We start from the raw sequence: 26,306 nt of genomic DNA, 5'->3' as shown, positions 1-26,306 counted from the left end.
TCTCTCACTCCTCCCGCAACGGCAGGTGCGCTGCTTCGTCGAAGGCAGCCTTGTTACGGGGCCAAAAAGCGTAGGCGACGATCGCGAGAAAGATCGCGACGAACACCGGGGTCCAGATCGTCGTCACGAGCTCGGACGCTAGATTGTGGACTGTCAGGATGGCTTTCATCGTTCATGCCTTCTCAGCGAAGATTGGCTTTCTCGTTGTAGATCTTGAAGTCGACCAGGGTGCCGAGCATCTGCAGGTACGCGATCAGCGCGTCCATCTCGGTCGGCGTGCCGGCCTTGCCGTCGAAATTGCGCACGACGGCCTTGGCGTAGCGCTTGTTGAAGGCGTCGGTGCCCGCATTCTCCGGATCGGCCTGAGCCTTCATGTCGGCACCGGCGCTGGCGATCTGGTCATCGGTGTAGGGCACACCGACGGTTCTCAGCGTGCGCATGTGATCGGCGATGGAGTCCGGATCGAGCTCGTTGCGGCTGAGGAACGGATAGCCCGGCATCACCGACTGCGGCACGATCGCGCGCGGATTGGTCAGATGGGTCACGTGCCAGTCGTCGGAATATTTGGCGCCGACGCGGGCGAGATCGGGACCGGTACGCTTGGAGCCCCACTGGAACGGGTGGTCGAACATGCTCTCGGCGGCGAGCGAGAAGTGACCGTAGCGCTCGACCTCGTCGCGCAGCGGCCGGATCATCTGCGAGTGGCAGAGATAGCAGCCCTCGCGGACGTAGACGTTGCGCCCGGCGAGCTCCAGCGGCGTGTAGGGCCTGACCCCATCGACCTTCTCGATCGTGCTCTTGAGGTAGAACAACGGGGTGATCTCGACGAGGCCGCCGATCGCGATCACCAGCAGGATGCCGACGACCAGGATGATCGAGTTCTTTTCGAAGACTTGATGACGTGTCCAGAATGACATTGTTTGCTCCTCATTCCGCCGGCTGAAGAGCGACGGGCATCTGGACTTCCGCCTCGCCGACGCGAACCGTCATCCAGAGATTATAGGCCATGATCAGCGCTCCGATCAGGAACAGGCCGCCGCCGGCTGCGCGGATGATGTAGAAGGGATGCATCGCCTCGACGGTCTCGATGAAGGAGTATTCGAGGAAGCCGAGCGAGGTGTAGGCGCGCCACATCAGACCCTGCAGGATGCCGGACACCCACATCGCCGAGATGTAGAGGACGATGCCGAGGGTCGCGACCCAGAAGTGCCAGTTGACGAGCTTCAGGCTGTAGAGCCCCTTGCGATTCCAGGCCCACGGCACCAGGCAGTACAGCGCGCCGAAGGAGACGAAGCCGACCCAGCCGAGCGCACCGGAATGCACGTGGCCGATGGTCCAGTCGGTGTAGTGGCTGAGCGAGTTGACCACCTTGATCGACATCATCGGGCCTTCGAAGGTCGACATGCCGTAGAAGGCGACGGAGACCACGAGCATGCGCAGCACGGGGTCGGTGCGCAGCTTGTCCCAGGCACCCGACAGCGTCATCAGGCCGTTGATCATGCCGCCCCAGGAGGGCATCCACAGCATGATCGAGAAGGTCATGCCGAGCGTCTGCGTCCAGTCAGGCAGCGCCGTGTAGTGCAGATGGTGGGGACCTGCCCAGATATACAGGAAGATCAGCGCCCAGAAGTGGATGATCGACAGCCGGTAGGAATAGATCGGCCGCTCGGCGCGCTTCGGGATGAAGTAGTACATGATGGCGAGGAAGCCGGCGGTCAGGAAGAAGCCGACCGCGTTGTGGCCGTACCACCACTGGAACATGGCGTCCTGGATGCCGCCCCAGGCGACGTAGGACTTGGAGCCGAACACCGAGACCGGAAGTGCCGGGTTGTTGCCGAGATGCAGCACCGCGATCGTCACGATGAAAGCGAGATAGAACCAGTTCGCGACGAAGATGTGCGGTTCCTTGCGTTTGATGATGGTGACAAGGAAGACGAGCAGATAGACGACCCAGACGATGGTCAGCCACAGATCGGCGTACCATTCCGGCTCGGCATATTCCTTCGACTGGGTAACGCCGAGCAGATAGCCGGTGCCGGCGATCAGAATGAAGAAATTGTAGCCCACCACGACGAACCACGGCGCGAGATCGCCGGCGAGGCGCGCACGGCAGGACTTCTGCACCACGTAGAAGGAGGTCGCGAGCAGGACGTTGCCGCCAAAGGCGAAGATCACCGCGGAGGTGTGCAGCGGCCTCAAACGGCCGAAGCTGGTCCAGGGCAGATCGAAGTTCAGCGCGGGCCAGGCCAGCTGCGAGGCGATGATGAGGCCGACCAGGAAGCCGGCAATGCCCCAGAACATCGCCATGAAGGAGGAGAACTTGATCGGGCCCATGTTGTAGTTCGGGCGACCGTTGATCTCCTGCGGCGGCAGCGCCGCCGGGCGGTCGAGGTAGCGGTTGATGATGACAAACACCGCCGCCAAGCTCGCCGCCGCGCCGAGCGCGGCGTGGAAGGCGAACGGCGCATCGAGCGCCTTGGCCGAGGCGATTACGCAGAGGAAGGCGGTGACTGCGAACACGACAGCCAAGCCGCTTTCACCGATGGTCATGGATTTGGAGATGGAGGGCTGGCTCATGCGGATTCTCTCTGAAAGAACACAGCGCCAAAAACCACATTCACCTTCACCGGGAATTGATTGAAATCAAGAACGGCACTTAAGTTCTTCGGAACTGACGAAGATCCGTTAATTCCCGACAGATTTCCGCATCGCAGCCGGGATGTTTCGCGTGGAAGGAGACCTCTGATCCGGCGCCGCGACCGAAGCTTCGCTTCGGCGTTCTCGAGGACGCCAAAGGCTCTTTCTTTCCAGCGGATGCGGGAAAGCGGGTCGAACGTGACGCGCGAAGGGGCGCGGCCTCCGTATAATCACGGAGCCGACAGCGAATTCCGATCAGGGATGGTCGATCAGTCGCGGGCCGTCGCCTTGAGTGCCGCGATGACATCCTCGCGGGCGATGATTCCGACCAGCTTCTGCGCGCTGTCGAGCACGATGATGCTCCTGATGCGGTGCTCGACCATGATCTGGAGCACGCGCGTCAGGCGCGTGTCGGGACTGACATAGATGAACTCGGGCGTCATGACGTCGCCGATCTTGCGGCTCATCAGATCGTCGTAGCGCGGCAACATCTGGGTCGGCGTGAAGGCGAAGCACTTCAGGATGTCGAATTTGGTGACGATGCCGACCACCTGCCCGTCGTCCTCGACCGGATAGGAGTTGAAGTCGTCGGTCTCGAACATCTCGCTGAGCTCGAACAAGTCGAGGCCGCGCGGCACCGTCTTGACGTTGCGCGTCATGTAGCCGTCAACGGTCTGTTCAAGAAATTTGTACACGGCGCGTCCTCCTCGATTCGATTCCGGCCGGCCGTCAATGCGACAGCAGCACGCTGCGGGCAGTCTGCGTGACCAGATATTGGGTGACGCCTCCCAGGATCAGTTCACGAAATCTCGAATGACCATAGGCGCCCGCTACGATCAGGCCGGCATCGACATCGCCGGCGACTTTCTCCAGCTGCGCGGCGGTGGTCTCGTTCCGGGCGCCTTCGCAGATTCGCGCCGTCGCGGCGACGCCGTGACGGGCGAGCCAGGCGGCAACGTCGGTGACGCCTGCCGTCACGACCGAACGGTCGTCGTCGCGCTCCGGAATTGCGGCGATGGTGACGTCCCTCGCCTTGCGCAGCATCGGCAGCGCATCGGCCACCGCCCGCCGCGCCTCCGGCGTGTCCTTCCACGCCACCAGCACGCTGCGCAGGTCGAGCCAGTTGACCCGGTCGGGGACGACGAGAAGCGGACGGCCGGCCTGCATCACCAGATCCTTGGGGCTTGCAAGCGCGAACGCATCGGAGAAGGCCGGGCTCTGCCCGCCGCTCACGACGATGTCGGCGCAGCGCGCCTGCGCCAGGGCGAATCGCGCCGGAAAGTCCATGGCGCTGCGCCACTCGGCATGTCCGCCGCGATTCTTGGTCGCGGCCCGGAATTGCGCCTCGAGGCCAGCCAGCCGCCGCTTGACCGAGGCTTCGCCCTCGTCGATCACCGCTTGCGCCTCGGCGCCGTCGGTGAAATAGAGCGGCGGTGCGAACTGTGCCGCGGCGACCCCGACGATGGCCGCCTCGAATCGTTCGGCGAGCTCGCCCGCGACCTGAAGACGCGCTTCGTTGGACTGGTCGAGCGCCAGGCTGACCATCACCGTCGCGTATGTCATCGGAATTCTCCAGTGCAGAAACCTTGATGAAATCTACGCCGGCCTCCGCACTTGGAGATGAGATAGATCAAGGAGGCCGCCGGCGCCCGGCCTGCCGTCAATCCGCAAGCGACGGAACTTGCCACCGACCCCGCCTTGAGCGACATTAGGGAGCGGTAACCGCGTCCGGAGCCGCCGCATCAGAATAGGAGCATCACTTGTCGCCGACCCGCGTAACGCACTTGCACGACGATGGTCGGGGCGAACGTTTTCGCGTTCGGATCGAAGGGTTTGGCGTCGGCACCTGGGATCTCGACCTCGCGACACGGGCATTGGACTGGTCCGACACCACCAGGGCTCTGCTCGGGATCGAGCGGGATCAGCCAGCGACCTACGAGCTCTTCCTGTCGCGGCTTCAGCCCGCGGACAGGGAGCGGGTCGAGAGCGCAATCAAGCGCGTCTCCGAGCGCGGCGGCAGCTTCGACGTGTCTTTCAGGGTGGCGAATGCCTCCGGCAACGGGCAGTGGATCCGCGCCCGGGCCGGGGTCATTCGGGACGAAGCCGGCGCGGCCCGTCATCTCAGCGGCATCTTTCTCGACGTCGACGAGGAAAAGCAGGTCGAGGAGGCGCTGCGCACCCGCGAAACCCACCTCCGCTCCATTCTCCACACCATTCCCGACGCCATGATCGTGATCGACGGTCACGGCATCATGCAGCTCTTCAGCACGGCCGCGGAGCGCCTGTTCGGCTGGTTGGAGCACGAGGCGATCGGCCAGAACGTCAGCATCCTGATGCCGGAGCCCGATCGCAGCCGCCACGACGACTACATCGCCCGTTACCGCACCACAAACGATCCGCACATCATCGGCATCGGCCGCATCGTGACCGGCAAGCGCCGCGACGGCACGACCTTTCCAATGCACCTGTCGATCGGCGAGATGGAATCCGGCGGCGAGCCCTATTTCACGGGCTTCGTCCGCGACCTCACCGAGCACCAGCAGACCCAGGCCCGGCTGCAGGAATTGCAGGCCGAGCTCGTCCACGTCTCGCGGCTGACCGCGATGGGCGAAATGGCCTCCGCGCTCGCCCACGAGCTCAACCAGCCGCTGGCGGCGATCAGCAATTACATGAAGGGATCGCGGCGCCTGCTCGCCGGGAGCAGCGATCCCAACTCACCGAAGGTCGAAAGCGCGCTGGACCGCGCGGCGGAGCAGGCCTTGCGCGCCGGCCAGATCATCCGACGCCTGCGCGACTTCGTCTCTCGCGGCGAATCGGAGAAGCGGGTCGAGAGCCTGTCCAAGCTGATCGAGGAGGCCGGCGCGCTCGGGCTCGCCGGCGCACGCGAGCAGAACGTGCAGCTCCGCTTCAGCCTCGATCCGGACGCCGATCTCGTCCTTGCCGACCGGGTGCAGATTCAGCAGGTGCTGGTCAATCTGTTCCGCAACGCGTTGGAGGCGATGGCGCAGTCGCCGCGGCGCGAGCTCGTCGTCGCCAACACCCGCGTCGGCGACGGCATGATCGAGGTGGAGGTTTCCGACTCCGGCACCGGCTTCCGGGACGACGTCATTCCAAACCTGTTCCAGACCTTCTTCACCACCAAAGACACCGGCATGGGCGTTGGGCTCTCCATCAGCCGCTCGATCATCGAGGCACACGGCGGCCGCATGTGGGCCGAGAACAATGCATCGGGCGGCGCGACATTCCGCTTCACCCTGCCGGCAACCGACGAAAGCTGATTCATGGCGACCAAGGGACATGTCTACGTCATCGACGACGACGCAGCGATGCGCGATTCGCTCAATTTCCTGCTGGAGTCCGCCGGATTTGGCGTCACGCTGTTCGATGACGCACTCGCCTTTCTCGATGCCCTGCCCGGCCTCGGCTTCGGCTGCGTCGTCTCCGACGTGCGCATGCCCGGCCTCGACGGGATCGAGCTCCTGAAGCGGATGAAGGCGCAGCAAAGCACATTCCCGATCCTGATCATGACCGGTCATGGCGACGTGCCGCTCGCGGTCGAGGCGATGAAGCTCGGGGCGGTCGATTTCCTGGAAAAGCCGTTCGATGACGACCGTCTCACCGCGATGATCGAGTCGGCGATCCGCCAGGCAGAGCCCGCCGCCAAGAACGAAGCCGTCGCGCAGGACATCACCGCCCGCGTGGCCTCCTTGAGCCCCCGGGAGCGCCAGGTCATGGAAGGGCTGATCGCGGGCCTGTCGAACAAGCTGATCGCCCGCGAATACGACATCAGCCCGCGCACCATCGAGGTCTACCGGGCCAACGTCATGACCAAGATGCAGGCCAACAGCCTGTCGGAGCTGGTCCGGCTGGCGATGCGCGCCGGCATGCTCAACGACTGAGGCTGGTCAACTGAGGCAGGCCGGATTGAGGCAAGTCAAGGCCGCATTCCGGCGCCATGCTAGCCATGCAGTATGATTGAGGTCAGTTCACATATTGAGCGGCCGCCATCGTCAGCGCTCCCCACCGTCTATGTGGTCGATGATGATGCCGCCGTTCTGGGCTCTCTGCGGTTCCTGCTGGAAACCGACGGCTTTGCCGTGCGGACTTTCAGGAGCGGCACCGCGCTGCTCAATGCGGGCAGCGCGCACGGGGCGGATTGCTACGTCATCGACTACAAGATGCCTGACATCAACGGCATCGATCTGGCCGGCCGCCTGCGCGAGACCTATGGCAGCACGCCCGTAATCTTGATCACCGGCTATCCGGACGAGAACATTTCGGCCCGGGCTGCGGCGGTTGGCGTCAAGGACGTGGTCTTGAAGCCCCTTCTTGACGAGAATCTGGTCAAGCGCATCCGCAGGGCGATCCAGGATCGCTCCAACTAATCCTCTGTTTGATCTAGCTTTTTTTGAATATCGCGGGATGCACTTGCCCGCGCGGCCGAACGGGTGCGGATCGGGGTCCGACCTCCGGAATTCTACGTAAGGCAACCCCCTTAAGATATCGCTCTAAATTTTCGAAGCCCCGGATACCGCGTACCAAAGCGCCATCACAACGGAGATGGCGCAGATGCTCACCCAGACACTCAACACCCAAGCGATCAACACCCAGATCGTTGGCAAGATTGCTCCCGCCCATCCCGTCGCCGACCAGTTCGGCGCCATCACCGGCCATGTGGGCCTGGTCGCCACGGAATTCTCCTACCGCAAGGACGAGGAGATCTACGGCGAGGACGAGCCGGCCGAATATGTCTACCAGGTCGTCACCGGCGCGGTCAGCAGCTACAAGCTCCTGTCCGACGGCCGCCGCCAGATCGGCGCCTTCCATCTTCCCGGCGACGTGTTCGGCCTCGAATCTGGTCCCGCGCACCGTCTTGCTGCCGAAGCGATCATCGACACCACCGTGCGCCTCGTGAAGCGCGCCAGCCTTGAGAAGGCGGCAGCCACCGACGTCCAGGTTGCCCGCAAGCTCTGGGCCATGACGGCCGGCGAGCTTCGCCACGCCGAGGACCACATGCTGCTGCTGGGTCGCAAGACCGCGATGGAGCGCGTTGCGACCTTCCTGCTCGAAATGGACCGTCGCCTCGCCGTTGCCGGCATGATGGCCCTGCCGATGTGCCGACGCGACATCGGCGACTATCTCGGCCTCACGCTCGAAACCGTGTCGCGCGCGCTGTCGCAGCTTCACGCCCAGGGCATTCTCGGTTTCTCCGGCGCCCGCCAGATCGTGCTGCGCAATCGCCAGCGCCTGCAGCATCTCGACGCCTGATCGGTTTCTCCCCCGTGACTTGGCCGGCCGAACTCGCTTCGGCCGGCTTTTCCTTTGCGGCTATCGCACGGTGCGCCGCGTCTCCGGCATCACCAAGAGAATCAGCAGCAGCCCGGTCGCGGCAACGCCGGACAGCCCGATGAAGGCGGTCGCGTTGCCGAACTTGTCGCTGACATAGCCGCCGAGCACCGTGCTCAGGGACGCGCCGATGCCGGTCGCGGTGCCGACAATGCCCTGCGCCAGGTTGAAATGGCCGCTGCCGAAGGCGACGTCGGCGACGATCAGCGGGATCATGACCGCGAATACCGCCGCGGTAATGCCGTCAAACACTTGCACGAGCACCAGGAGATACGGGTCGCGCACGGTCGCGAACAACAAACCGCGAATCGCCAGCGCGCCGAAACCGATCAGCAGCAGCGGCCGCCGGCCCCAGAGCTGTGCCTTGCGCCCCACCGTCGGCGACAGCAGGGCCACGATCGCCTGGGGAACCACGATGCAAAAGGCGACGAGCACCGTCGCCCATTGGGCGGACCGCGCCGTCACCGCGCTTGCCATCAGCGGCATCATGGAAGCGTTCGCCAGCTGCAACAGCAGAACGCTGAGGGCGAAGACGATGAGCGGACGCTGCCGGATCAGATGCCAGATGTTGGTGTCGCCGCGATCTGCCGATTCGCGCGGCATCTCGCCGTGACAGCGGGCGATGTCGACCTCCTTCTCGCGGATGTACGAGAGCGCGATCAGGGTCGGGATCGCGAGCAGGAAAGTGACCAGGAACACCGAGCGGCTCGACAACAGATATCCCGCGGTGCCCATCACGGCCGCCGCGACGCCGTTGCCGAGGGAGGCGAAGCGCGCGTTGCGGCCGAGCCGCTCGCCGATCGCGAGCGGGCCGACCAGGCCAAGGCTGATCGCCGCAATCGCCGGCCCGAGCACACAGCTCGCCGCCGCATGCAGGGTAGCGGCGGCCACCACGACCGGGAAGATCGGCATTGCGGCATAGGCCAGCGCGCAAGCCCCGATGGTCGCGATCGCGAGCCCCGCGACCAGACGCTCCGATTTGGCGGCGTCGATGATCGCGCCGCCCGGCATCTGCCCGATCAGGGCGACGATGCCGCCGATCGACAGCACGAGACCGATCTCGACCTGGGTCCATTTCTGCGTGGTCAGATAGACCGCGATGAAGGGGCCGAACCCGGTCTGCACGTCGGCGAGGAAGAAGATGAACCAATCGAGACCGCGCAAGCTCCGGCGCGACGGCGCCGGAATGCCGGCGGCCGGTGGCGCGGCGACGTTGTCCTGTTCAACGCGGCCTTCGCGATCTGCACGGTTGGGCTTCCTCGACAACAGCACAGGCGGTCATCCCTCCCTGCGCCTCACTGGATCGCTTGCAGCGGTTGAAGGCTGCCGGACGCACCGAGCACGACGATCGGCGTGTCCTCCTTGTATTCCGGCGCGGCCGCGACCTGCGCCTTGGTCAATTCCAGCGTGATGCTGTCCTTCTTGTTGGCGATCTTGCCGAAGCGCAGTGCGTTCCAGTCCACCACGATCTTGCGGCTGCCAACGCCGAGAAACCCGCCGAAATCGATCGCCGCCGCGCGCACATGGCCGGTGCGATCGACGATGACGTCGACGATGCGGCCCATGTCCTCGCCGGCTGCGCTGCGCACGTCGCGGCCTAGCACGCCATGGGCCTCGCTCGCGCCGATGATGGTCACCGACGGCGGCGGGGCGGCATCCTTCGGCGTCACGGCGACGGTCGAGGCCGGCGGCTGGGCCGTCGCCGGCGCATTGGCCTCACTCTGGCCTACGGGCGGCTCGTCCGCGGCACGCACGGTCGCGACCGCCAGGCTCGCGACGACGGCCGTACCAAGGATCAATGCTGCTATCCCACGCATGACGTCCTCCTTGCGCGCCGCTAGCGCGCCAGCACGATCGAGACCTGGATCTGGCCGCGCGTGCGCAACACCTCCAGCGCCACGTCGTCGCCGTGGCGGCTGACGCGAAGATCGACGCTGGATTCGCCGAGGCGCAGATCGCGCAGGATCACCTCGTTGAGGAACGCCGGCAGGTGCGGGTTGCGCAGGCGAATCTCGCCGCGTGCGACGTCGAACTCGAGGCCGAGCGCCGCTTCCAGCAGCGTGAACGGCGTCGCGCTGGCCCAGGCCTGCGGCGCGCAGGCGACCGGATAGAGCGTCGGGCCGCGCCGCTTCTCGCGCCGGAAGCCGCAGAACAATTCGGGCAGCCGGCGCAGATCCATGTAGGTCGCCGCGTCGAACAGTCCCTTGAAGACGTGCGCCACCGAATGCTTGAGGCCATAGCGCGCGAGCCCGAGCGCGATCAGCGCGTTGTCGTGCGGCCAGATCGACCCGTCATGATAGGACATCGGGTTGTAGCGCACCTCTCCGACGGCGACCGTGCGGATACCCCAGCCCGAGAAGAAATGCGGCCGCATCAGGTCGGCGGCGACGAGGCGGGCGCGGTCCTCGCGGATCATACCGCTGAACAGGACCTGACCGGCGTTCGAGGTCCGCACCTTGCACGGCCGCTTCTTGCCGTCGAGCGCGAGCGCATAGGTGCCGAGCTCCTCACACCAGAACGCCTTCTCGAAGCGTTCGGCCAGCGCCCTGGCGTCAGCCTCGAGCTTGCGCACGCGGTCCGGCTTGCCGAGCCGCAAGGCGCAACGCGCAGCGAGCTGCTTGGCGGCGTAGACGTAGCCCTGGACTTCGGCGAGTGCGATATTGCCTTCCGCGAGCTGGCCGTCGGCGTGGAAGATCGCGTCATACGAATCCTTCCAACCCTGATTGGCCAGCCCCTTTTCGGTCGCGCGCTGGTATTCGACGAAGCCGTCCTGATCGGGATCGCCGGGACCGTCGATCCAGGCCAGCCCCGCCTCGATCGCCGGCCACAGCTCGATCAGGGTCTTCTCGTCGCCGGTGCGTTCGAAATAGCTTCCGGCGAGCAGCACGAACAGCGCGGTCGAATCGACGCTGCCGTAATATTGCGCGAATGGCACCTCGCGCAGCGCCGCCATCTCTCCGCCGCGCATCTCATGCAGGATCTTGCCCGGCGCGGCATCGGCAAGCGGATCCGTCGCCTGGGCCTGGAAATGCGCGAGCCGGCGCAGGACGCCCTTGGCGACCCGCGGATCGACCCACAGCATCTGGAGCGCGGTGATCAGACCGTCGCGGCCGAACGTCGTCGAATACCAGGGAATGCCGGCATAGGGATAACGCCCCTGCGGCGTCTCCGTCATCAGCATGTTGAGGTCGGCCATGGCCTGGCACAGCACCTCGTTGAAGATGTTGTTGGAGGTCTCGATGCTGGCGGCGCCAACGGTGGACTGGCGCATCTCGCGGCGATGGGCGAGCAGGCCCCGGAAGAAGCGCGCCGGCTTCTCCGCCATCGGGCGGTTGCAGGACACGGCCACGAACAGCGATTTCGATTCATGCGGATCCAGCTCGAGCTGCCAGGTCGCGGCATTGACCGACAGTCGCGTCGGACGCGGATCGAGATGCAGGCCCGTGGTGCGCTCGACGTCGTCGAGACCGCGATATTCGAACAGCACGTCGGTCGGCCCGAGCAGCTTGCTCGTGCCCACCCCGCGGCGCGGGCGGCGCTCGCCGCGAACCTCGAACAGGTCGGCAAAGTCGTTGTCGAACAGCAGCGTCAGCTCGAAGCTGGTGCGCCGGTCACCGTGATTCTGCACGCCGATGCGCTGATACGCGGTGCCACGCCACAGGAAAATGGTGCGCACGATGTGCAGCAGGTCCTTTTGCAGAACGAGGCTGTTCTGCCGGTAGATGTCGGGATTGGTGAGGTCAACCGTCAGCGCCGAATTGTCGTCGCGCAGATTGGAGCCGAGCAACAGCGGCTGGAGATCGTCGAGCACGAGCTCCAGCCGCGCCAGATAGCGCGTGTCGTGGTGGAACAGACCGTCCGGCCCGCCGGCGGAGGCACCGATGTCGCCATGGCTGTCGAGCACGATGAACATGTCGTCGTGCTTGAGAGACCGCCGCGGTCGGGCGGCAGGCCCGGTCATGGGAATGTAGAAAGGCTGCTCCGCGACCTGTTCGGAGGTCCGTGTCACGGAGACGAATTGAGCTACGGCTTCGGCCGACATGAGCTGCTTCCCTGCGCTTGTTTTCGAAACGCAACCGACTCGAGAACGCGACTGTGGGTTTACGCGGCGGCTTGCGCGAGCCGGCTCATTTCCTGCGTCACCAGCTCGCGATATGGCCCGTGGCCCTGCATCAGGCGCTCCGGCGAGCCATCCTCGATGATCTTACCATTCCTCAGCACCACCACGCGGTCGAAATTGCGCAGCGTCGCCAGCCGGTGCGCGATCGCGATCACGGTGCGGCCGCGCATCAGGCGCGACAGCGCCTCGCGGATGGCCTCCTCGGACTCGCTGTCGAGCGCCGCGGTGGCTTCATCCAGCAGCAGGATCGGCGCATCCTTCAGGAAAGCGCGCGCGATGGCGATGCGCTGGCGCTGGCCGCCGGACATTTTGACACCGCGGTCGCCGACCATGGTGTCGAGACCATCCGGCAGGCCATCGATGAAATCGCAGCGCGCCGCGATCGCGGCCCGCAGCACCTCGTCGTCGGTCGCGTTCGGCCGGCCATAGCGGATGTTCTCGCGGATGGAGCGGTGGAACAGGGAAATGTCCTGCGGCACGACCGAGATCGCCTCGCGCAAGCTGAGCTGCGTGACCATCGAAATGTCCTGGCCATCGATGGTGATGTTACCCTCGTCGGCGTCGTAGAAACGTTGCAGCAGCGTGAACAGCGTGGACTTGCCGCCGCCGGACTGGCCGACCAGGCCGACGCGCTGGCCGGGCTGGAGCCGCAGACTGAACCGCTCGAAGATCTTCTCTCCGCCGGGATAGCCGAAGGTGACGTTGTTGAACGCGATTGCCGCACCGCTCTTCACCAGCGGCTCGGCGTCGGGGTGGTCGCGCAGCTCGTGCGGCACCAGCAGGGTGGCGATCGCCTCGGTCAGCCGCGCGACATGCTGGGTGACGTCGACCAGCGCCACCGCGAGATCGCGCGTCGCGTTGAGAATGGACAGGCCGAGGGTGCAGACCAGCACCACGTCGCCTGTGGTCGCCTCGCCCTTCTGCCAGAGCGTGATCGCCCAGGCCATCAGCGCCACCGTCAACAGTACGGTGACGCCGGCATGGATGAGCCGCAGCTTCTCCAGATAGCGCAGGCTGCGGCCGCGCGCGGTGAGCTCCCGGTTCACGGTCGCGTCGAACCGCTCGTGCTCGTGGCTGATGCCGCAGAACGCGCGGACCAGCGGCATGTTGCTGATGACGTCGATCATCTCGCCGTCGACCACGGCGGCCTTGTCGGCGAAATCGTCATGCAGCGGCTTGCCCGCGGCGGCGAGGCGGAACATCGCGATCACCATGCCGCCGGCAATCGCGATCAGGCCGAGCGCCATGTAGGGACTGACGGTTCCAATCAAGGCGATTGCCGCAATTGTGGCAATGCACGGCGGCAGCACATTCCATACGAACATGTTCTCGACCGTGAACACCGCATTTGACGTCGCTGTGATGCGGCTCGTCAGCATGCCCGGCATCCGGTCCGAGAAGTAGCTCGGCGCATGACCGGTCAGATGACGAAATATGTCACGTCGTAAATCGCCCGTGACCCCGACAAAGGTAAAGCTCGCCGTCCAGCTCGCGATCCGCCAGAGAAAGTTGTCGGCGGCGATCAGCGACATGAGCAGAATGAATGCCAGCCATACACCGCCGCCCTGTGACGGGCCAGCGGACAAGGCGTCGACGAGAGATTTGACGCCGTATTGCGTGCCTACAGAGCAGGCAACTGCTCCCACCACCGCAGTCAGGATCACCAGATGCGACGCCATTCGCATCTGAAGATAGCGCAAGACAAAGGCAAATGGCCTGCGCGCGTATCCAGAAAGATGATCCATATGGCTATCGCCCCGTTATGCTGATTTTTGTTTTGCGACTGATCGACTGAACATCGACCGTTCGCCACCGGTTCCCGGCCGAGCGATCACGACATGCAGATGCGGACGATGTGAGATGAGGTGATGGCATCATCGCGACCACGCTGCAGTGTGTCGAAGAAGTAACGTCTGGGGAAGGAACTTCGCAGATGCGAGAACGTTCCCAGTCTGGCGTGCCGGTGCCAAGACACGGCGGGGGCTTTGACTCCATGATCGCAGAGGAGATGGTGAGATGCGCATCGCGCAGGTAGCTCCGTTGACGGAGGCTGTTCCACCCAAGCTGTATGGCGGCACCGAGCGGGTGGTGCATTGGTTGACGGAAGAGCTGGTGGCCCTTGGACACGACGTGACGCTGTTCGCCAGCGGCGATTCGCAGACATCGGCCAAGCTGGATGCCCTGTGGCCGAGAGCGCTACGCCTCGACGGTTCCGTGCGCGATCCCAATGCGCTGCACATGGTGCTGCTCGAGCGCGTGCGGCAGAAATGTGACGACGAGGAATTCGACTTCCTCCACTTCCATCTCGACTATTATCCCTGGTCGCTATTCCATCGGCAGCCGACGCCGTTCTTGACCACGCTGCACGGCCGGCTCGATCTTCCGGAGCATCAGCCGGTCTTCAACACCTTCTCCAAGATGCCCGTCATCTCGATCTCCAATGCGCAGCGCCGTCCGGTGCCGCAGGCGAACTGGGTGAAGACGATTTACCACGGCTTGCCGGAGAAACTGCTGACGCCGAAGCCGGCAAAACAGGAATATCTCGCCGTACTCGGCCGCATCGCGCCCGAGAAGGGCGTCGACCGCGCCATCAAGATCGCGTCCCATTGCGGCATCCCGCTGAAGATTGCGGCCAAGGTCGATCGCGCCGACAAGGACTACTACGACGAGCTGATCCGTCCCATGATCGAGAACAATCCGCTGGTGGAGTTCATCGGCGAGATCAGCGATCACGAGAAGTCGGATTTCCTCAGCGGTGCGCTCGGGCTTCTGCTGCCGATCGACTGGCCGGAGCCGTTCGGCCTGGTGATGATCGAGGCCATGGCCTGCGGAACGCCCGTCGTCGCCTTCAACCGCGGCTCGGTGCCTGAGATCATCGACGAAGGCCTGACCGGATTCGTGGTCGAGGACGTGCTCAGCGCGGCCGGCGTCGTCGGCCGCCTCGCGCAACTCGACCGCGCCGCGATCCGCAAGCAGTTCGAGACGCGCTTCACCGCACGGCGCATGGCGCTCGACTATCTCGCAGCCTACCGCAGCCTCGCCGAGGAAAAGGCCCCGCGGATCAAACTGGTGAGCAGCGCGGAGTAAGGGCGGCCGCGACCGCAACTGTCGTCCCGGACAAGCGCGCCTTGAGCGCGCGCCGATCCGGGACCCATACTCCGCAGCATTGGTTTTGCGAAGGCTCGGAGTTACCAGCTTCCTGTGGCTATGGCTCCCCGCGTTCGCGGGGACGACAGCGGAGTGTGACGCGCCCTCAGCGCGTCAACGCGGGCCTCCCCCTACCTCACCACCGCCCGCTTCGGCTCAACGATCTCGAACATCCTCGGGAATTCGTCCATCAGGCCCATCAGCTCGGCAAGCTTCATCGGGTTGCCCGACAGCTTGACCTTGCCGGCGGCGACGACTTCCGGGAAGCTCGTCAGCTTCGCGATGACCTCATCGAGCGTGGCACGCGCCAGCGTGAAGCTGGCGTCGGCGCCCTCCGCCTGCACGCCCTCGGTATAAGTGAGCGCGCAGTTCTCGAGGTTGAGCACGAAGGTCTCCCCGGTGTCGGAAAAGCGCCAGTTCAAGACGATATGCTTGCCTTCCGCCTTGGGGCCGTTGAGGCGAATGCCCAGCACGTCCCAGAGCTGCGAGGTGCGCAGCGCCGCCAGCGTCTCGCGCGGCATCGGCGGCCGGGCCGGCACCTTCGGCATTCCCTGGCGCAATTCCTGCGCGCCGAACAGATAGGCGTTGCGCCAGGTCGCGCTTTCGGCGGCGTAGCCGAGCTGCTCCAGCGTGTCGGCGAGCAGAGCGCGCGCCGCCGCATGATCAGGCTCGGCGAAGACCAGATGACTGAGCGCCTGCGCGACGAAGCGAAACTCCCCCTTGTCGAAATCCGCTCGTGCGCGCACAAGGATGGCATCGGCGCCGCCCATGTACTCGACGTATTTCCTTCCCGACTCCACCGGCGGCAGCGGATCGAGATTGACCGGGTTGGCGTCGTACCAGCCGAGATATTTCTGGTAGATCGCCTTCACATTGTGCCGGATGTGGCCGTAATAGCCGCGGCCGTGCCAGGCGCCCTCCAGGCTGTTCGGCAGCCGGATCGTCTCGGCGATCTCGGCCGCGGTGAGGCCGTGGTTCATCAGGCGGATGGTCTGGTCGTGCGCGAATTTGTAGAGGTCGCGCTGCTGGCGGATCATCGTGCCGATGCGCTCGCGTCCCCACACCGGCCAGTGGTGCTGACCGCACATCGCCTCCGCCTTGCCGTCCCACAGCTGCAGCGCCTCGCCCAGATATTTCGACCAGGCCAGCGCATCGCGCACGTCGGCGCCGCGGAACGGCAGCAGATTGTGGAAATTGTGAGTGCAGTTCTCGGCGAGGTTCAGGAGCTTGTAGCGCGGGATGAAGAAGTGCATCTCCGCCGGCGCTTCGCTGTTCGGCGCCATCTGGAATTCGAATTCGACGCCGTCGATGACGCGCCTGTCGCCGGTCGCCATGATCAGATCGGTCGGGCGCAGCAGCGCCACCGATCCTGCCGCCATCGACTTGCCGAGCCCGCAATCGACCTGCCCGCGCGCGCCCTTGGCGAGCAGCGGCCCGAACTGATATTGCGCCCGGCGCAGCATGGCCGGTCCCGCGATGATGTTCTCGGAGACGGCATGCTCCATGAACAGGTTCGGTGCGATGATGGGCACGCGGCCTGTCGCCAGCGCATCCTCCTCCAGCACGCCGCGCACGCCGCCCCAATGGTCGGTGTGGGTGTGCGTGAAGATGACGGCCGCAACCGGCTTCAGGCCGCGGTGCTTGAAGTAGAGATCGAGTGCGGCCCGCGCCCCCTCGATCGAGGTCAGGGTGTCGACGACGATGACGCCGTTGTCACTCTCGATCAGCGTCATGTTGGCGATGTCGAGCCCGCGCACCTGGTAGACGCCGGGCACGACCTCGAACAGGCCGTGCTGCATGTTCAGCCGCGACTGCCGCCACAGGCTCGGATTGACCGTCGGCGGCGCCTTCTCGGGGGACAGGAAGCCGTAAGGCTCGAGACTCCAGACCGTCCGCCCCTGCGGGTTGGTAATCGTCGCGTTCTCGATCGTGCCGAGGAAGCCGCGCGCGGCGTCGTCGAAATCCCGCGTGTCGGAAAACGGCAGCGCGTTCAGCATCGCCTCATGCTGCGCGATGACGGACGCGCTCGCGTCCTTCGGCTCGTTGCTGGCGTCGGTCATGTTTCTCCCTCCCGGCCGGTTGCGCGGCATCTAACCGCATCTCGCGGTCGATTGCCATCACTGGCGGAGGTGAAAGGACAATGGCCTTTTCTTCTTCCCCATTCCCTTTATGGGAGAAGGTGGCGCCGTCTATGCCGCTTGCGCGGTCAATCCTTCGGTCACCGCCGTTGCAACACCCGCCTCGGCCACGCGCAATTCCCGCGCCAGCACATAGCCGCCGCGATGTTGCTTGGCCCGGTACAGCGCCTTGTCGGAGCGCGACAGCAGCGCTTCCGCGGTGCGCCCGTCGTCCGGCGCGACGGCAACGCCGACGCTGACGCCAAGCTCGATCACCTGTCCGTCGACGTCGTACGGCGCGCTGATCGACTGCACGATGCGCTGCGCCATCGCCTCCGCATCAGCCGCCGCGCTCTGGACCAGAACGAATTCATCGCCCCCCATGCGGATCAACAGGTCGTCTTGCGTGACGAGCGCCTTGAGCCGCCCGGCGACCTGCTTCAGCAGCGCATCACCCGCGGGATGGCCGAACCTGTCATTGGCTTCCTTGAAGCGGTCGAGATCGAGCGTATGGACCGCAACCATCCCGGCTGACAGCATCAGGGGCAGATCCGCCGCCAGCACCGAGCGGTTGGATACGCCGGTCATCGAATCCGAGCGCGCGAGCTGCTCGAATTTCCGCTTCAGCGTGATCTGGCTGATCGAGGCGTTGAAGCTCAACCGCACCATCTCGAAACTCGCGACCACGTACATCAGAATGAGAAGCCCGAGGCCGACGTGGCGCAGATCCGGCTGCATGAACGTGACGATCGCGGTAGGCCCGGCGATCGCGACCAGATCGAGCAGCGCCGCGACGGGACGCAGCGCCAGCCGCGCCACCACGCCGGCGCCGAAGCCGAATCCGATCCCGATCGCCATCACGGAGCAGAGCGCATCACCCAGCACGATGCTGCGCGCCGCGAACACGCCAAGCACCAACGCCGTCGCGACGGTGCCGGCAATGTAACGCCGCTCCCAGGTCGCGGCCTCGGCCCGACCGAGTTGCGGTGAACGGGTGAGACGACGACGGAAAGCAAGAATCTCGAGCAGACGGACGATTGCCACCACGACACCGGCGACCGTCAGGATCGCCGTCACCATGTCTCCGGTCTCGTAGGTCGTGATCGCGCCGACCATTGCAAGGCAGGAGGCCGCGAGAATGTTCGGCATCGTGGTGCCGTGAAGGCCCCCGATGACTTCCAGATAGACGGCATCGGAAATCGACGCCCGTCCGGATTCCATTCTGTCGAAGAACATGCCAGCTCCCATCTGCTGGCATGGTCCTACCTCATATCCGTAAAAAGGGGTGCGTCGCACCACGCCAGCATTTTAGCGCGCGGGTTAACCGCGCGTTAGCCATGCGTGATCTTCGCCCACATTACATCCCGAGCAGCCTCGGCAGCCACAACGACAGGCCCGGCCAGTAGGTCACCACCACCAGGAATCCCAGCATCGTCAGCAGCCACGGCCACACCGCGACCGTGAGCTCGGTGATGCCCATCTTGGCGATGCCCGAGGCCACGTAGAGATTGAGGCCGACAGGCGGATGGCACAGGCCGACCTCCATGTTGACCGTCATCAGGATGCCGAAGTGAATGGGGTCGATGCCGAGCTTGACCGCGACCGGAAACAGGATCGGGGCCATGATCAGGATGATCGAGGACGGCTCCATCACGTTGCCGGCCACCAGCAGCAGGAGGTTGACGAGCAGCAGGAAGCCGATCCACCCCAAGCCCTGGTCGATCATCCATTGCGCCAGCGCCTGCGGCACGTTCTCGTAGGTCATCAGGAACGAGAACAGCACGGCGTTGGTGATGATGTAGAGCAGCATCGCCGACAGGTTCGCCGACGACAGCAGCACCCTCGGCACGTCCCGCAGCTTGAGGTCCTTGTAGATGAACACCGCGACGATGAAGGCGTAGACGGCGCTGACGGCGGCCGCCTCGGTCGGCGTGAACAGGCCGCTATAGATGCCGCCGATCACGATCACGATCAGCAGGATGCCCCAGATCGACTTGCGGAAGGCGTCGAGACGCTCGAGGAAGGTGGCCTTCCGCATCCGCGGATAGTCGTTGCGCCAGGCCCGGTAGAACGTCGTGGCGCCGAGCAGCGAGGCCAGCACGAATCCCGGTACGATGCCGGCGATGAACAGCTTGCCGACCGAGCTGTTGGTGGAGACGGCGTACAGCACCATCGGGATCGACGGCGGAATCAGGATTCCGAGCGAGCCCGACGTCGTGATCACACCGGCGCCGAACCGCTTCGGGAAGCCTTGCGCGACCATCGCCGGCAGGATCACCGAGCCGATCGCCACCACGGTTGCCGGCGAGGAGCCCGAAATCGCGGCGAACAGCGCGCAGGCGACCACCCCGGACAGCGCCAGACCGCCGTACCAATGGCCGACCAGCGAGGTTGCGAAGGTGATCATCCGCCGCGCCACCCCGCCATGGGTCAGGAAATTGCCGGCGAGGATGAAGAACGGGATCGCCATGATCTCGAAATTCTCGATCCCGGTGAACAGCTTCAGCGCCACCGATTCCGTTCGCACGTCGGTCAGCGTGAACATGAAGCTGAGCACGGTGAGACCCAGCGCGATCGAGATCGGCATGCCCGTCAGCATCAAGGACAGCAGCAGCGCGAACACGATGACGACGCGCAGGCCCTGAGGCAGCGTGATGATGTGAGCCGAATGAGCGAAGCACAGGGCGACGATCAGCACCGGCAGCAACATCAGGATCCAGCCGAGCGGGCTGCGCTCGTCCCGGACCACCTGGGTGGGCGTCACCGGCGCCGGATGCACCGGGTCCACCTCGACGCCTTCGACGCCGGCCATGTCGTGATGCGGCAGCTCGCCGGTGCGATAGAACGACCAGGCGACCTGCAGGAAGCGGAAGCACATCAGGCCGGAGCCGAGCGGGATGGTGAGATACACCATCCACATCGGTGCTTCCAGATCGTTGGACTGCTGGCCGGTCTGCCACATCTGGCCGACGAACGCGGCGCCGAAATAGGCGACGATGGCGGTGAAGAGCGCGCCGCACAGAAGACCGAAGGTGATGACGCGCCGGCGCGATCCGCCGGGAAGGATGTTGACCAGCACGTCGACGCCGACATGGATGCCGGTCCGCACGCCGTAGGCGGCGCCGAACTTGGCCATCCAGATGAACATGTAGATGCAGAGTTCCTGCGCCCAGGACAGGTCCAGCGCAGCGAGCCAGACGAACGCGGCTCGCATGGGGACCGCAAGGAAGGTCAGGTTGCGGGCTTCCGCCCATTTGGCGATGTCGATCGACAGCCCGGCGCCGTAACGGTGCAGCACGGCGACGAAAATGAGCGACGTCGCGGCCGCGATCATCGTCGCGATCAGCCATTCCTCGAGATGATCGAGAAAACGATTCAGCACACGCAGCAACTTGGTCCCCCCAGCATTGGCTCGTCCCTTCAAGAGCGAAACGGCCGGGAGTGCGATCACCCCCGACCGTTGCTGTTGTTCTTGTTGGGCCGCGGCCGTCAGTTCATCTTGACGTCGAGTTCCTTGGCGACGAGATCGAGCACCTCCTGCCCGACCCGGCCCTTCGCCCATTTGTAAGTCGGCTGCATCGCCTCCTGCCATGCCTTGCGATCGGCATCGGTGAGGTAATGAAGCGTGGTCTTGCCCGTCTTCTTGATCTCGGCCAGCGCGTCCTCGTTCTCCTGTCGCGCGATCGAGTTGGTGTAGTCGGTCGCCTCGGCCATCGCCTTGTCGAGCTGGGTGCGGATATCAGGCGGCAGACCCGACCAGAACTTCGAGTTGACGATGACGGCATATTGCAGGTGCGCGTGATAGGATACGGTGATGTCCTTCTGCACCTCGTAGAACTTCTGCGTCAGGTAGTTGGACGCAGTGTTCTCGCAGCCGTCGACCACGCCGGTCTGCAGAGCCTGGTAGACTTCGGAGAACGCCATGATCTGCGGGATCGAGCCCATGATGCGGAGATATTGGTCGGCGATCTTCGACCCGGAGATGCGGAACTTGAGACCCTGGAAATCGGTCGGCTTCAGCAAGGGGCGGTTGGCCGAGAGCATGTGGAAGCCATTGTCCCAATAGGCGAGCCCGATGATGCCTTTGGCCTCCAGCTTCTGGAACAGCCACTTGCCGACCGTGCCCTTCATCGCGTTGGCATAGGTCTGGTCGTCCTTGAACAGCCAGGGCAGGTCGAGCGCTTCGAACTCCTTGACGCCGAGCGGCGCGAACTTCGCGGTGGAGGGCGCGAGCATCTGCACAGAGCCGAGCTGCAGCGCCTCGATCTCCTCCTTGTCCTTGTAGAGCGTGGAGTTCGGGTACACTTCGACCTTGACCTTGCCGTCGGTGTATTTCTCCGCAAGCTCCTTGAACTTCAGCGCGCCTTTGCCTTTCGGGGTGTCGTTGGCGACGACGTGGCTGAACTTGATGACGATCGGCGTCTGGGCCTGCGCAACGGCAGGAGCGAGAATCAGCGCGGCCGCCGCGACCGCAAGAAGCAGTTTGCGCATGAAGACCTCCCCAACAACCCCAGACAAACCGGGTGCTTTTTTGTTTTCCGGTTTGAGTAGTGGCAGCAATCCGCAAGCCGAACAACTAGACCTAAGCCCAATTTGCCGCAGCCAAGCTATCTTGACGAGCGCAGTTAATGCAACCTCGCTCCCGCGCTCGTCCCAGGGAACGAGCGCTTATGTCGCATTGCGGCAGCGCATCAATCCTTGCGCTGGGCGACCATGAACAGACGGCGGAACGGGAACAGGGTCTGCCCTGCCGCATTCTTGGGATAGGCCTTCGCCACACGCGCGCCATAGGCGGCTTCGAACGCGCTTCTCTCGTCGCCCTCGAGCACGTCGAGATAGCGCGTCAGCCAGGTCCCCTTGGTCCATTCCTTGACCGGGTTCTCGCCTTCGAGAACTTGCAGATATTCGGTCTCCCAGATGTCGATATTGGCCGACATCGGCGCGAGAAGATCATGGTAGTAGGCCGGCCCCTCGACCGGCGGCGGCGTGACGAGGTGCTCGACCTTGGAGCGCCACGGACCACCGAGCGCGGTCTCGCCGATCAGCACGTGCGAAGGCGCCAGGAAGTTGCGCGGCATCTGTACCGCAAGCATGCCGCTAGGCTTCACCTTCTCCATCACCGAGGGAAACAGTGCCGCATGATTGGGCAACCAGTGCAGTGCGGCATTGGAATAGATCAGGTCGTATTGCCTGGCGGGGCGCCAATGGCCGAGATCTTCATGCGACCATTCCACGTCGGGCGCGGCCTTGCGGCCGGCGGCGACCATCTCGGCCGAACCCTCGACGCCGGTTACGCTCGCCTCCGGCCAACGCTCCTTGATCAGCTTGGTGACGTTGCCGGCCCCTGCCCCGAGATCGGCAATCTCGCGCGGGCCAAAATCCGGAATCCGCACCAGGAGGTCGACGGCGGGCCGGAGCCGGTGGCCGGAGAACTTCAGATATTGCTGCGGATCCCAGACCATCGATTCTGCCCTTTTCTTTTTCGTGTTTCCTTCACCGTGGCTCTTCGTTACCACTGCTCGTCCCGCTCAGGCAATTCGCAAGGCCGGCGGGACGGGCAGGAAACGAACGGCAACAGGCAAAAGCAAACAAGAGAGCGTGTGACCATGGATCTCGGGCTCAAATCCAAAACCGCTGTCGTGACGGGCGCAAGCATCGGTATCGGCCGCGCCATCGCCAAGGGCCTGGCCGCCGAAGGCGTGCGCGTCGTCGGCGTGGCACGCCGGACCGACCTGCTCGCAGAGCTGGTGAAGGAGGTCGGTGGTGGACTGATCATTCCGCTCGAGCAGGACGTGATGGCCAAGGACGCCGCGGAGAAGATCGCCGCTTTCGCGGTGAAGGAGCTCGGCCATGCCGACATCCTCGTCAACAATGCCGGCGGCAGCCGCCCCCTGCCCGTCGATGCGCCCGACAGCAAATGGGACGAGGCGATCGCACTGAACTTCACCAGCTACCGCCGCATCGCGCACGCGCTGCTGCCCCAGATGATCGCGCGCAAATGGGGCCGCATCGTCAACATCACCGGCAAGTCCGAGCCGGAAGGCCTCAACGCAGCCTTCGCGGCAAAGGCCGCCGTGCACGCCTGGGCCAAGGGCCTGTCGCGCGAGATCGGCGAGCACGGCATCACCATCAACTGCATCCCGCCCGGCCGCATCATGAGCGAACAGATCCGCCGCAACTATCCGCCGGATTATCGCGAACGGTTTGCGGAGGAGGAAATTCCGGTCGGCTATTGGGGCGAACCGGAGGATCTCGCCGCGCTTGCGGTGTTCCTGGCGTCGCCGGTGGCGCGGTACATCACGGGGACGGTGATCCCGGTGGATGGAGGGCTGCGGAGGTATCAGTTCTGACGCCTTCTCGCAGCAACAGGAGCGCTGCCCGGATCGATCGCCTCGATCCAATCGGAGAAGAGCATCATGGAAAATTATCCGTTCCGAGATCTCCCTTTTATCGGCGTTCCGATCTTTCTCGCCATGCTCTACTACGCAATCTTCGAAATGAGGAAGCAGCATGGGCGTGAGATCTATCTCATCTGGTACATCTTCTCTTTCTGCTTCCTGATCTTCCTTGCCTTGGGCTACGGCAGCGGAACCCAAGAGCGTCACATGCTCGCCGAGAATGTCGAACAGATGCTCGGATCATCACGTTCGATTTTTCGGCCTGTTTATCACGCTCTGACCGACTTCGACGGGGAGATGAAGTTACTCGCGACGCTATTCGGCATCGTCGTAGGACCTCAGATCATGGCGTATCTCCTGAGCGGAATATCAGGGTCGGCCTCACCGCCGGTTTTCATTTCTCAGGTTACCAATGTAGTTGAATGGAGCTACATCAAGTTCATGGCCGGCTTGGGCGGAGTCATCCTTGGCAGTTCGAGCGCCGCAATTATAACAAGCATGAAATTCGACTGGGGCGACATTGGTAGCGGGCTTGCGCCGATAGCTATGAGCTTTACTTACGCCTCGGTAAAATGCAGCACCGCCGATAGAGAGACGGAGTTCCTGCGGATCTTCCGCAAGGTTCACAGGTATTGCACGAGGCACGCGCAAGTGGAGCGGGCAAGAATTTCGAGCCAGAACGACAATGACCGAGACCGAGGGCCGACATGACCAGCGAGCCTTAGTCAGCAGGATGGATCGGGCGCAGCGAAACCGATCGACGAACATCCAACTTGAAGGATGATGGGTTTCGCAGGTGCTCTACCCATCCTACAGCCTACCCCCTATTCATGCAGCAACGTTTGCCAGTCTGAAGGCACGGCCCCAGCCGGCCCGGGCACCGGCTGATCCGACGGATGGGATTGAGGGCCCTGAAGCTTCGGGCCGATGAAAGCCTCTCCCGTCCGATAGTCGTAGAACCATCGCTCGCCCGGCTCGAAGCTCGTGATAACAGGGTGACCTGTCGCCGCGTTGTGTTTCGACGCATGCTGGTTGGGCGACGCATCGCAGCAGCCGATGTGGCCGCATTCGGCACATCTGCGGAGATGAAACCACCACCCGCCTGCCGCTGAACAGTCCGCGCAACCCGTTCCGCTCGGTTTAGCTGCGAGGTTGATGCCATCGCTCTCAGACGTCATAGGTCAATCCACTGGAAGCACCGGCGGGCACCGCCGATACATTCACGCCGCGATCTCGGCCATGATCGCATCTTGCCAATGTTTTGTCCGACGGGTCAACGTCACGGTCGCCCGGAGCCCTCTGCCGGCACCGCGCGAAAATCACGTGATCGATCAACGGACATTCTACTGTGCGATGGCGGCTTGCGGCGACATCAGTTTTAAGGGGTGCCCGAATGGTGGAAACGCCCGGATCATCAGCATTCGCGAGCCGGTAGGTTCCGCGCAAATTGGCGTCGGTTCGATGCCGGAACGGTCGGTCGGCCAACGCGTTGTCTCCCATATAGAAGGAGAACATCATGAGCGTTGAAGGCAAGATCAAGGAAGGCGCCGGCTACATCAAGGAAGAGATGAACGAGCACGGCAAGGATCCCGAGAGCCAGCGCAAGGCTCAGGAGGGACGCGATCTTCGCAACGAGGGCCGCATGGAAGACGGCAAGCCCCCAAAGACCACGAAGCCGGGCACCGGCCACTAATCCGATCTGATTCAAACCGCCTCCGGCTGTGTCGGGGGCGGTTTTATTTTTGGAAGCAAAGAGCGCACGGGGCGTTACCCTGAAGCCGCCGTTGTGTAACCCTGACTGAGGAAAGTTCATGTCCAAGAAACCGCTGGCCGAGATCGCAAAGGACATGGCCGGCATCGACATCGCCATTCTCTCGACCCACACCGACAACGGCGAGATCGCCAATCGTCCGATGAGCAATAACGGCGATGTCGCCTATGATGGCACGTCATATTACTTTGCCTATGAGCAGACCCGTACCGTATCGGACATCCAGCGAAATCCGAAAGTCGCGCTCGGATTTTCGTCAGAAGCGGGTCTCTTCTCGAAAGGGATCTATGTCGCCGTCGAGGGGACCGCCGAGCTGATCCGGGACAAGGCCGTCCTCCGACAGCATTGGACCAGCGACCTCGACAAGTGGTTCGACAACGGCATCGACACGCCTGGCATCGTCCTGATCAAGGTGAAAGCCAACCGCGTCACGTACTGGAAAGGCCGTGAAGAGGGCGAGATTGCGCTCTGATCGGTACGATCACAATGCGGCAATTCCTTCAGTGGTTCTTCCGCAATCGCGCAACGGGCGCCATCACCATCGCGCAATGGCCCAATCTTCTCCTTTGGATCGTGATCGTTGCGGGCGTTCTGCTCTGGATCTGGCCTTCCGCAGACAAAGCCAGCGTCGGCTTGACCATCGTCATGAAAGGCGGCCTCATCATCTGGGGCGCGGACGAGATCTTCCGCGGCGTGAATCCCTGGCGGCGCTGCATCGGCGCCGCCGTGGTGACTTATGTATTCATGACGCTCATGCCGTGAAGCCTGGA

At 63.9% G+C, this 26,306-nt stretch carries 25 protein-coding genes and 1 pseudogene; 10 read left to right on the top strand and 16 right to left on the bottom strand.

The annotated features are described in order from the left end of the window. Positions 1 to 4: 4 nt before the first annotated feature. The 5 genes from TSA1_RS07785 to TSA1_RS07765 all read right to left on the bottom strand — a co-directional run bounded on the left by TSA1_RS07785 (position 5) and on the right by TSA1_RS07765 (position 4,200). Positions 5 to 169, bottom strand: a complete 165-nt coding sequence (locus TSA1_RS07785; protein WP_100175844.1) for a cbb3-type cytochrome oxidase subunit 3 — start codon at positions 167 to 169, stop codon at positions 5 to 7. A gap of 13 nt (positions 170 to 182) precedes the next feature. After that, entirely contained in the window at positions 183 to 917 is a 735-nt protein-coding gene (gene ccoO, locus TSA1_RS07780) for a cytochrome-c oxidase, cbb3-type subunit II (RefSeq protein ID WP_100175843.1), read from the bottom strand. Between the two features lie 10 nt (positions 918 to 927). Beyond that, positions 928 to 2,577 (bottom strand): cytochrome-c oxidase, cbb3-type subunit I, encoded by a 1,650-nt coding sequence (gene ccoN / locus TSA1_RS07775; RefSeq protein WP_100175842.1) that lies wholly within the window; start codon positions 2,575 to 2,577, stop codon positions 928 to 930. A gap of 329 nt (positions 2,578 to 2,906) precedes the next feature. Next, positions 2,907 to 3,332, bottom strand: a complete 426-nt coding sequence (locus TSA1_RS07770; RefSeq protein ID WP_100175841.1) for a CBS domain-containing protein — start codon at positions 3,330 to 3,332, stop codon at positions 2,907 to 2,909. Positions 3,333 to 3,366: 34 nt separating this feature from the next. Beyond that, positions 3,367 to 4,200 (bottom strand): universal stress protein, encoded by an 834-nt coding sequence (locus TSA1_RS07765; protein WP_100175840.1) that lies wholly within the window; start codon positions 4,198 to 4,200, stop codon positions 3,367 to 3,369. A gap of 197 nt (positions 4,201 to 4,397) precedes the next feature. On the opposite strand from TSA1_RS07765, the gene fixL reads away from it, so the two are divergent. The 4 genes from fixL (at position 4,398) to TSA1_RS07745 (ending at position 7,905) form a co-directional block, all read left to right on the top strand. After that, positions 4,398 to 5,915, top strand: coding sequence for a sensor protein FixL (gene fixL, locus TSA1_RS07760; protein ID WP_100175839.1), 1,518 nt, complete (start codon positions 4,398 to 4,400; stop codon positions 5,913 to 5,915). A 3-nt stretch (positions 5,916 to 5,918) separates the two neighbouring features. Then, positions 5,919 to 6,536 carry a response regulator FixJ gene (fixJ, locus tag TSA1_RS07755; RefSeq protein ID WP_100175838.1) on the top strand — a complete coding sequence of 206 codons (618 nt, stop codon included), beginning with the start codon at positions 5,919 to 5,921 and terminating at the stop codon, positions 6,534 to 6,536. Between the two features lie 72 nt (positions 6,537 to 6,608). Further along, positions 6,609 to 7,022: a response regulator gene (locus TSA1_RS07750; protein WP_100175837.1), complete on the top strand. Its 414-nt coding sequence runs from the start codon at positions 6,609 to 6,611 to the stop codon at positions 7,020 to 7,022. 184 nt (positions 7,023 to 7,206) lie between these two features. Next, complete coding sequence (locus TSA1_RS07745) at positions 7,207 to 7,905, top strand: helix-turn-helix domain-containing protein (protein WP_174718806.1); 699 nt, start codon at positions 7,207 to 7,209, stop codon at positions 7,903 to 7,905. 60 nt (positions 7,906 to 7,965) lie between these two features. Here the strand turns inward: TSA1_RS07745 and TSA1_RS07740 are convergent, their stop codons facing one another. From TSA1_RS07740 to TSA1_RS07725, 4 genes are read right to left on the bottom strand one after another with little or no spacing between them, the layout of a single operon-like run. Further along, the gene (locus tag TSA1_RS07740) at positions 7,966 to 9,255 is read right to left on the bottom strand and encodes an MFS transporter (protein ID WP_100175835.1); all 1,290 of its coding nucleotides are present in this window, start codon (positions 9,253 to 9,255) and stop codon (positions 7,966 to 7,968) included. A gap of 23 nt (positions 9,256 to 9,278) precedes the next feature. Then, positions 9,279 to 9,800 (bottom strand): PRC-barrel domain-containing protein, encoded by a 522-nt coding sequence (locus TSA1_RS07735; RefSeq protein WP_174718805.1) that lies wholly within the window; start codon positions 9,798 to 9,800, stop codon positions 9,279 to 9,281. 20 nt (positions 9,801 to 9,820) lie between these two features. After that, entirely contained in the window at positions 9,821 to 12,025 is a 2,205-nt protein-coding gene (locus TSA1_RS07730; RefSeq protein ID WP_100175834.1) for an amylo-alpha-1,6-glucosidase, read from the bottom strand. A gap of 59 nt (positions 12,026 to 12,084) precedes the next feature. Then, entirely contained in the window at positions 12,085 to 13,848 is a 1,764-nt protein-coding gene (locus tag TSA1_RS07725; protein ID WP_100175833.1) for an ABC transporter ATP-binding protein, read from the bottom strand. A 271-nt stretch (positions 13,849 to 14,119) separates the two neighbouring features. Between TSA1_RS07725 and TSA1_RS07720 the strand changes: the two genes are divergently transcribed. Beyond that, on the top strand, positions 14,120 to 15,190 hold the full coding sequence (locus TSA1_RS07720; protein WP_100175832.1) for a glycosyltransferase family 4 protein: 1,071 nt from the start codon (positions 14,120 to 14,122) through the stop codon (positions 15,188 to 15,190). A gap of 191 nt (positions 15,191 to 15,381) precedes the next feature. Here the strand turns inward: TSA1_RS07720 and TSA1_RS07715 are convergent, their stop codons facing one another. From TSA1_RS07715 to TSA1_RS07695, 6 genes and pseudogenes are all read right to left on the bottom strand, one after another. Then, a complete protein-coding gene (locus tag TSA1_RS07715; RefSeq protein ID WP_100175831.1) occupies positions 15,382 to 17,310 on the bottom strand; it encodes an alkyl/aryl-sulfatase in 1,929 nt (642 codons plus the stop codon). Between the two features lie 129 nt (positions 17,311 to 17,439). After that, a complete protein-coding gene (locus TSA1_RS07710; protein ID WP_100175830.1) occupies positions 17,440 to 18,603 on the bottom strand; it encodes a GGDEF domain-containing protein in 1,164 nt (387 codons plus the stop codon). A 121-nt stretch (positions 18,604 to 18,724) separates the two neighbouring features. Continuing rightward, a complete protein-coding gene (locus tag TSA1_RS41010) occupies positions 18,725 to 20,005 on the bottom strand; it encodes a TRAP transporter large permease (protein WP_245448521.1) in 1,281 nt (426 codons plus the stop codon). 216 nt (positions 20,006 to 20,221) lie between these two features. Beyond that, positions 20,222 to 20,701, bottom strand: a pseudogene (locus TSA1_RS41005) (TRAP transporter small permease); the annotation flags it as partial. Positions 20,702 to 20,856: 155 nt separating this feature from the next. After that, entirely contained in the window at positions 20,857 to 21,858 is a 1,002-nt protein-coding gene (locus TSA1_RS07700; RefSeq protein ID WP_100175828.1) for a DctP family TRAP transporter solute-binding subunit, read from the bottom strand. Between the two features lie 200 nt (positions 21,859 to 22,058). Further along, positions 22,059 to 22,829, bottom strand: a complete 771-nt coding sequence (locus TSA1_RS07695; RefSeq protein WP_100175827.1) for a methyltransferase domain-containing protein — start codon at positions 22,827 to 22,829, stop codon at positions 22,059 to 22,061. Between the two features lie 144 nt (positions 22,830 to 22,973). On the opposite strand from TSA1_RS07695, the gene TSA1_RS07690 reads away from it, so the two are divergent. Together TSA1_RS07690 and TSA1_RS07685 are read left to right on the top strand one after the other, a co-directional pair. After that, entirely contained in the window at positions 22,974 to 23,717 is a 744-nt protein-coding gene (locus TSA1_RS07690) for an SDR family NAD(P)-dependent oxidoreductase (protein WP_100175826.1), read from the top strand. Positions 23,718 to 23,783: 66 nt separating this feature from the next. Next, on the top strand, positions 23,784 to 24,476 hold the full coding sequence (locus tag TSA1_RS07685; RefSeq protein WP_100175825.1) for a hypothetical protein: 693 nt from the start codon (positions 23,784 to 23,786) through the stop codon (positions 24,474 to 24,476). Positions 24,477 to 24,589: 113 nt separating this feature from the next. Here the strand turns inward: TSA1_RS07685 and TSA1_RS07680 are convergent, their stop codons facing one another. Further along, entirely contained in the window at positions 24,590 to 24,943 is a 354-nt protein-coding gene (locus tag TSA1_RS07680) for a UBP-type zinc finger domain-containing protein (protein ID WP_100175824.1), read from the bottom strand. Positions 24,944 to 25,281: 338 nt separating this feature from the next. Between TSA1_RS07680 and TSA1_RS39580 the strand changes: the two genes are divergently transcribed. The 3 genes from TSA1_RS39580 to TSA1_RS07670 all read left to right on the top strand — a co-directional run bounded on the left by TSA1_RS39580 (position 25,282) and on the right by TSA1_RS07670 (position 26,298). Beyond that, the gene (locus tag TSA1_RS39580; RefSeq protein WP_018322718.1) at positions 25,282 to 25,458 is read left to right on the top strand and encodes a hypothetical protein; all 177 of its coding nucleotides are present in this window, start codon (positions 25,282 to 25,284) and stop codon (positions 25,456 to 25,458) included. Positions 25,459 to 25,576: 118 nt separating this feature from the next. Then, positions 25,577 to 26,008 carry a pyridoxamine 5'-phosphate oxidase family protein gene (locus TSA1_RS07675; RefSeq protein WP_100175823.1) on the top strand — a complete coding sequence of 144 codons (432 nt, stop codon included), beginning with the start codon at positions 25,577 to 25,579 and terminating at the stop codon, positions 26,006 to 26,008. A gap of 14 nt (positions 26,009 to 26,022) precedes the next feature. Continuing rightward, on the top strand, positions 26,023 to 26,298 hold the full coding sequence (locus TSA1_RS07670; RefSeq protein WP_100175822.1) for a hypothetical protein: 276 nt from the start codon (positions 26,023 to 26,025) through the stop codon (positions 26,296 to 26,298). Positions 26,299 to 26,306 lie beyond the last annotated feature (8 nt).

This window comes from Bradyrhizobium nitroreducens (assembly GCF_002776695.1).
GTDB classification, from domain to species: Bacteria; Pseudomonadota; Alphaproteobacteria; order Rhizobiales; family Xanthobacteraceae; genus Bradyrhizobium; species Bradyrhizobium nitroreducens.
Note: the sequence above shows the minus strand (reverse complement) of the source record. Positions and strands in the feature narration are given on the sequence as shown.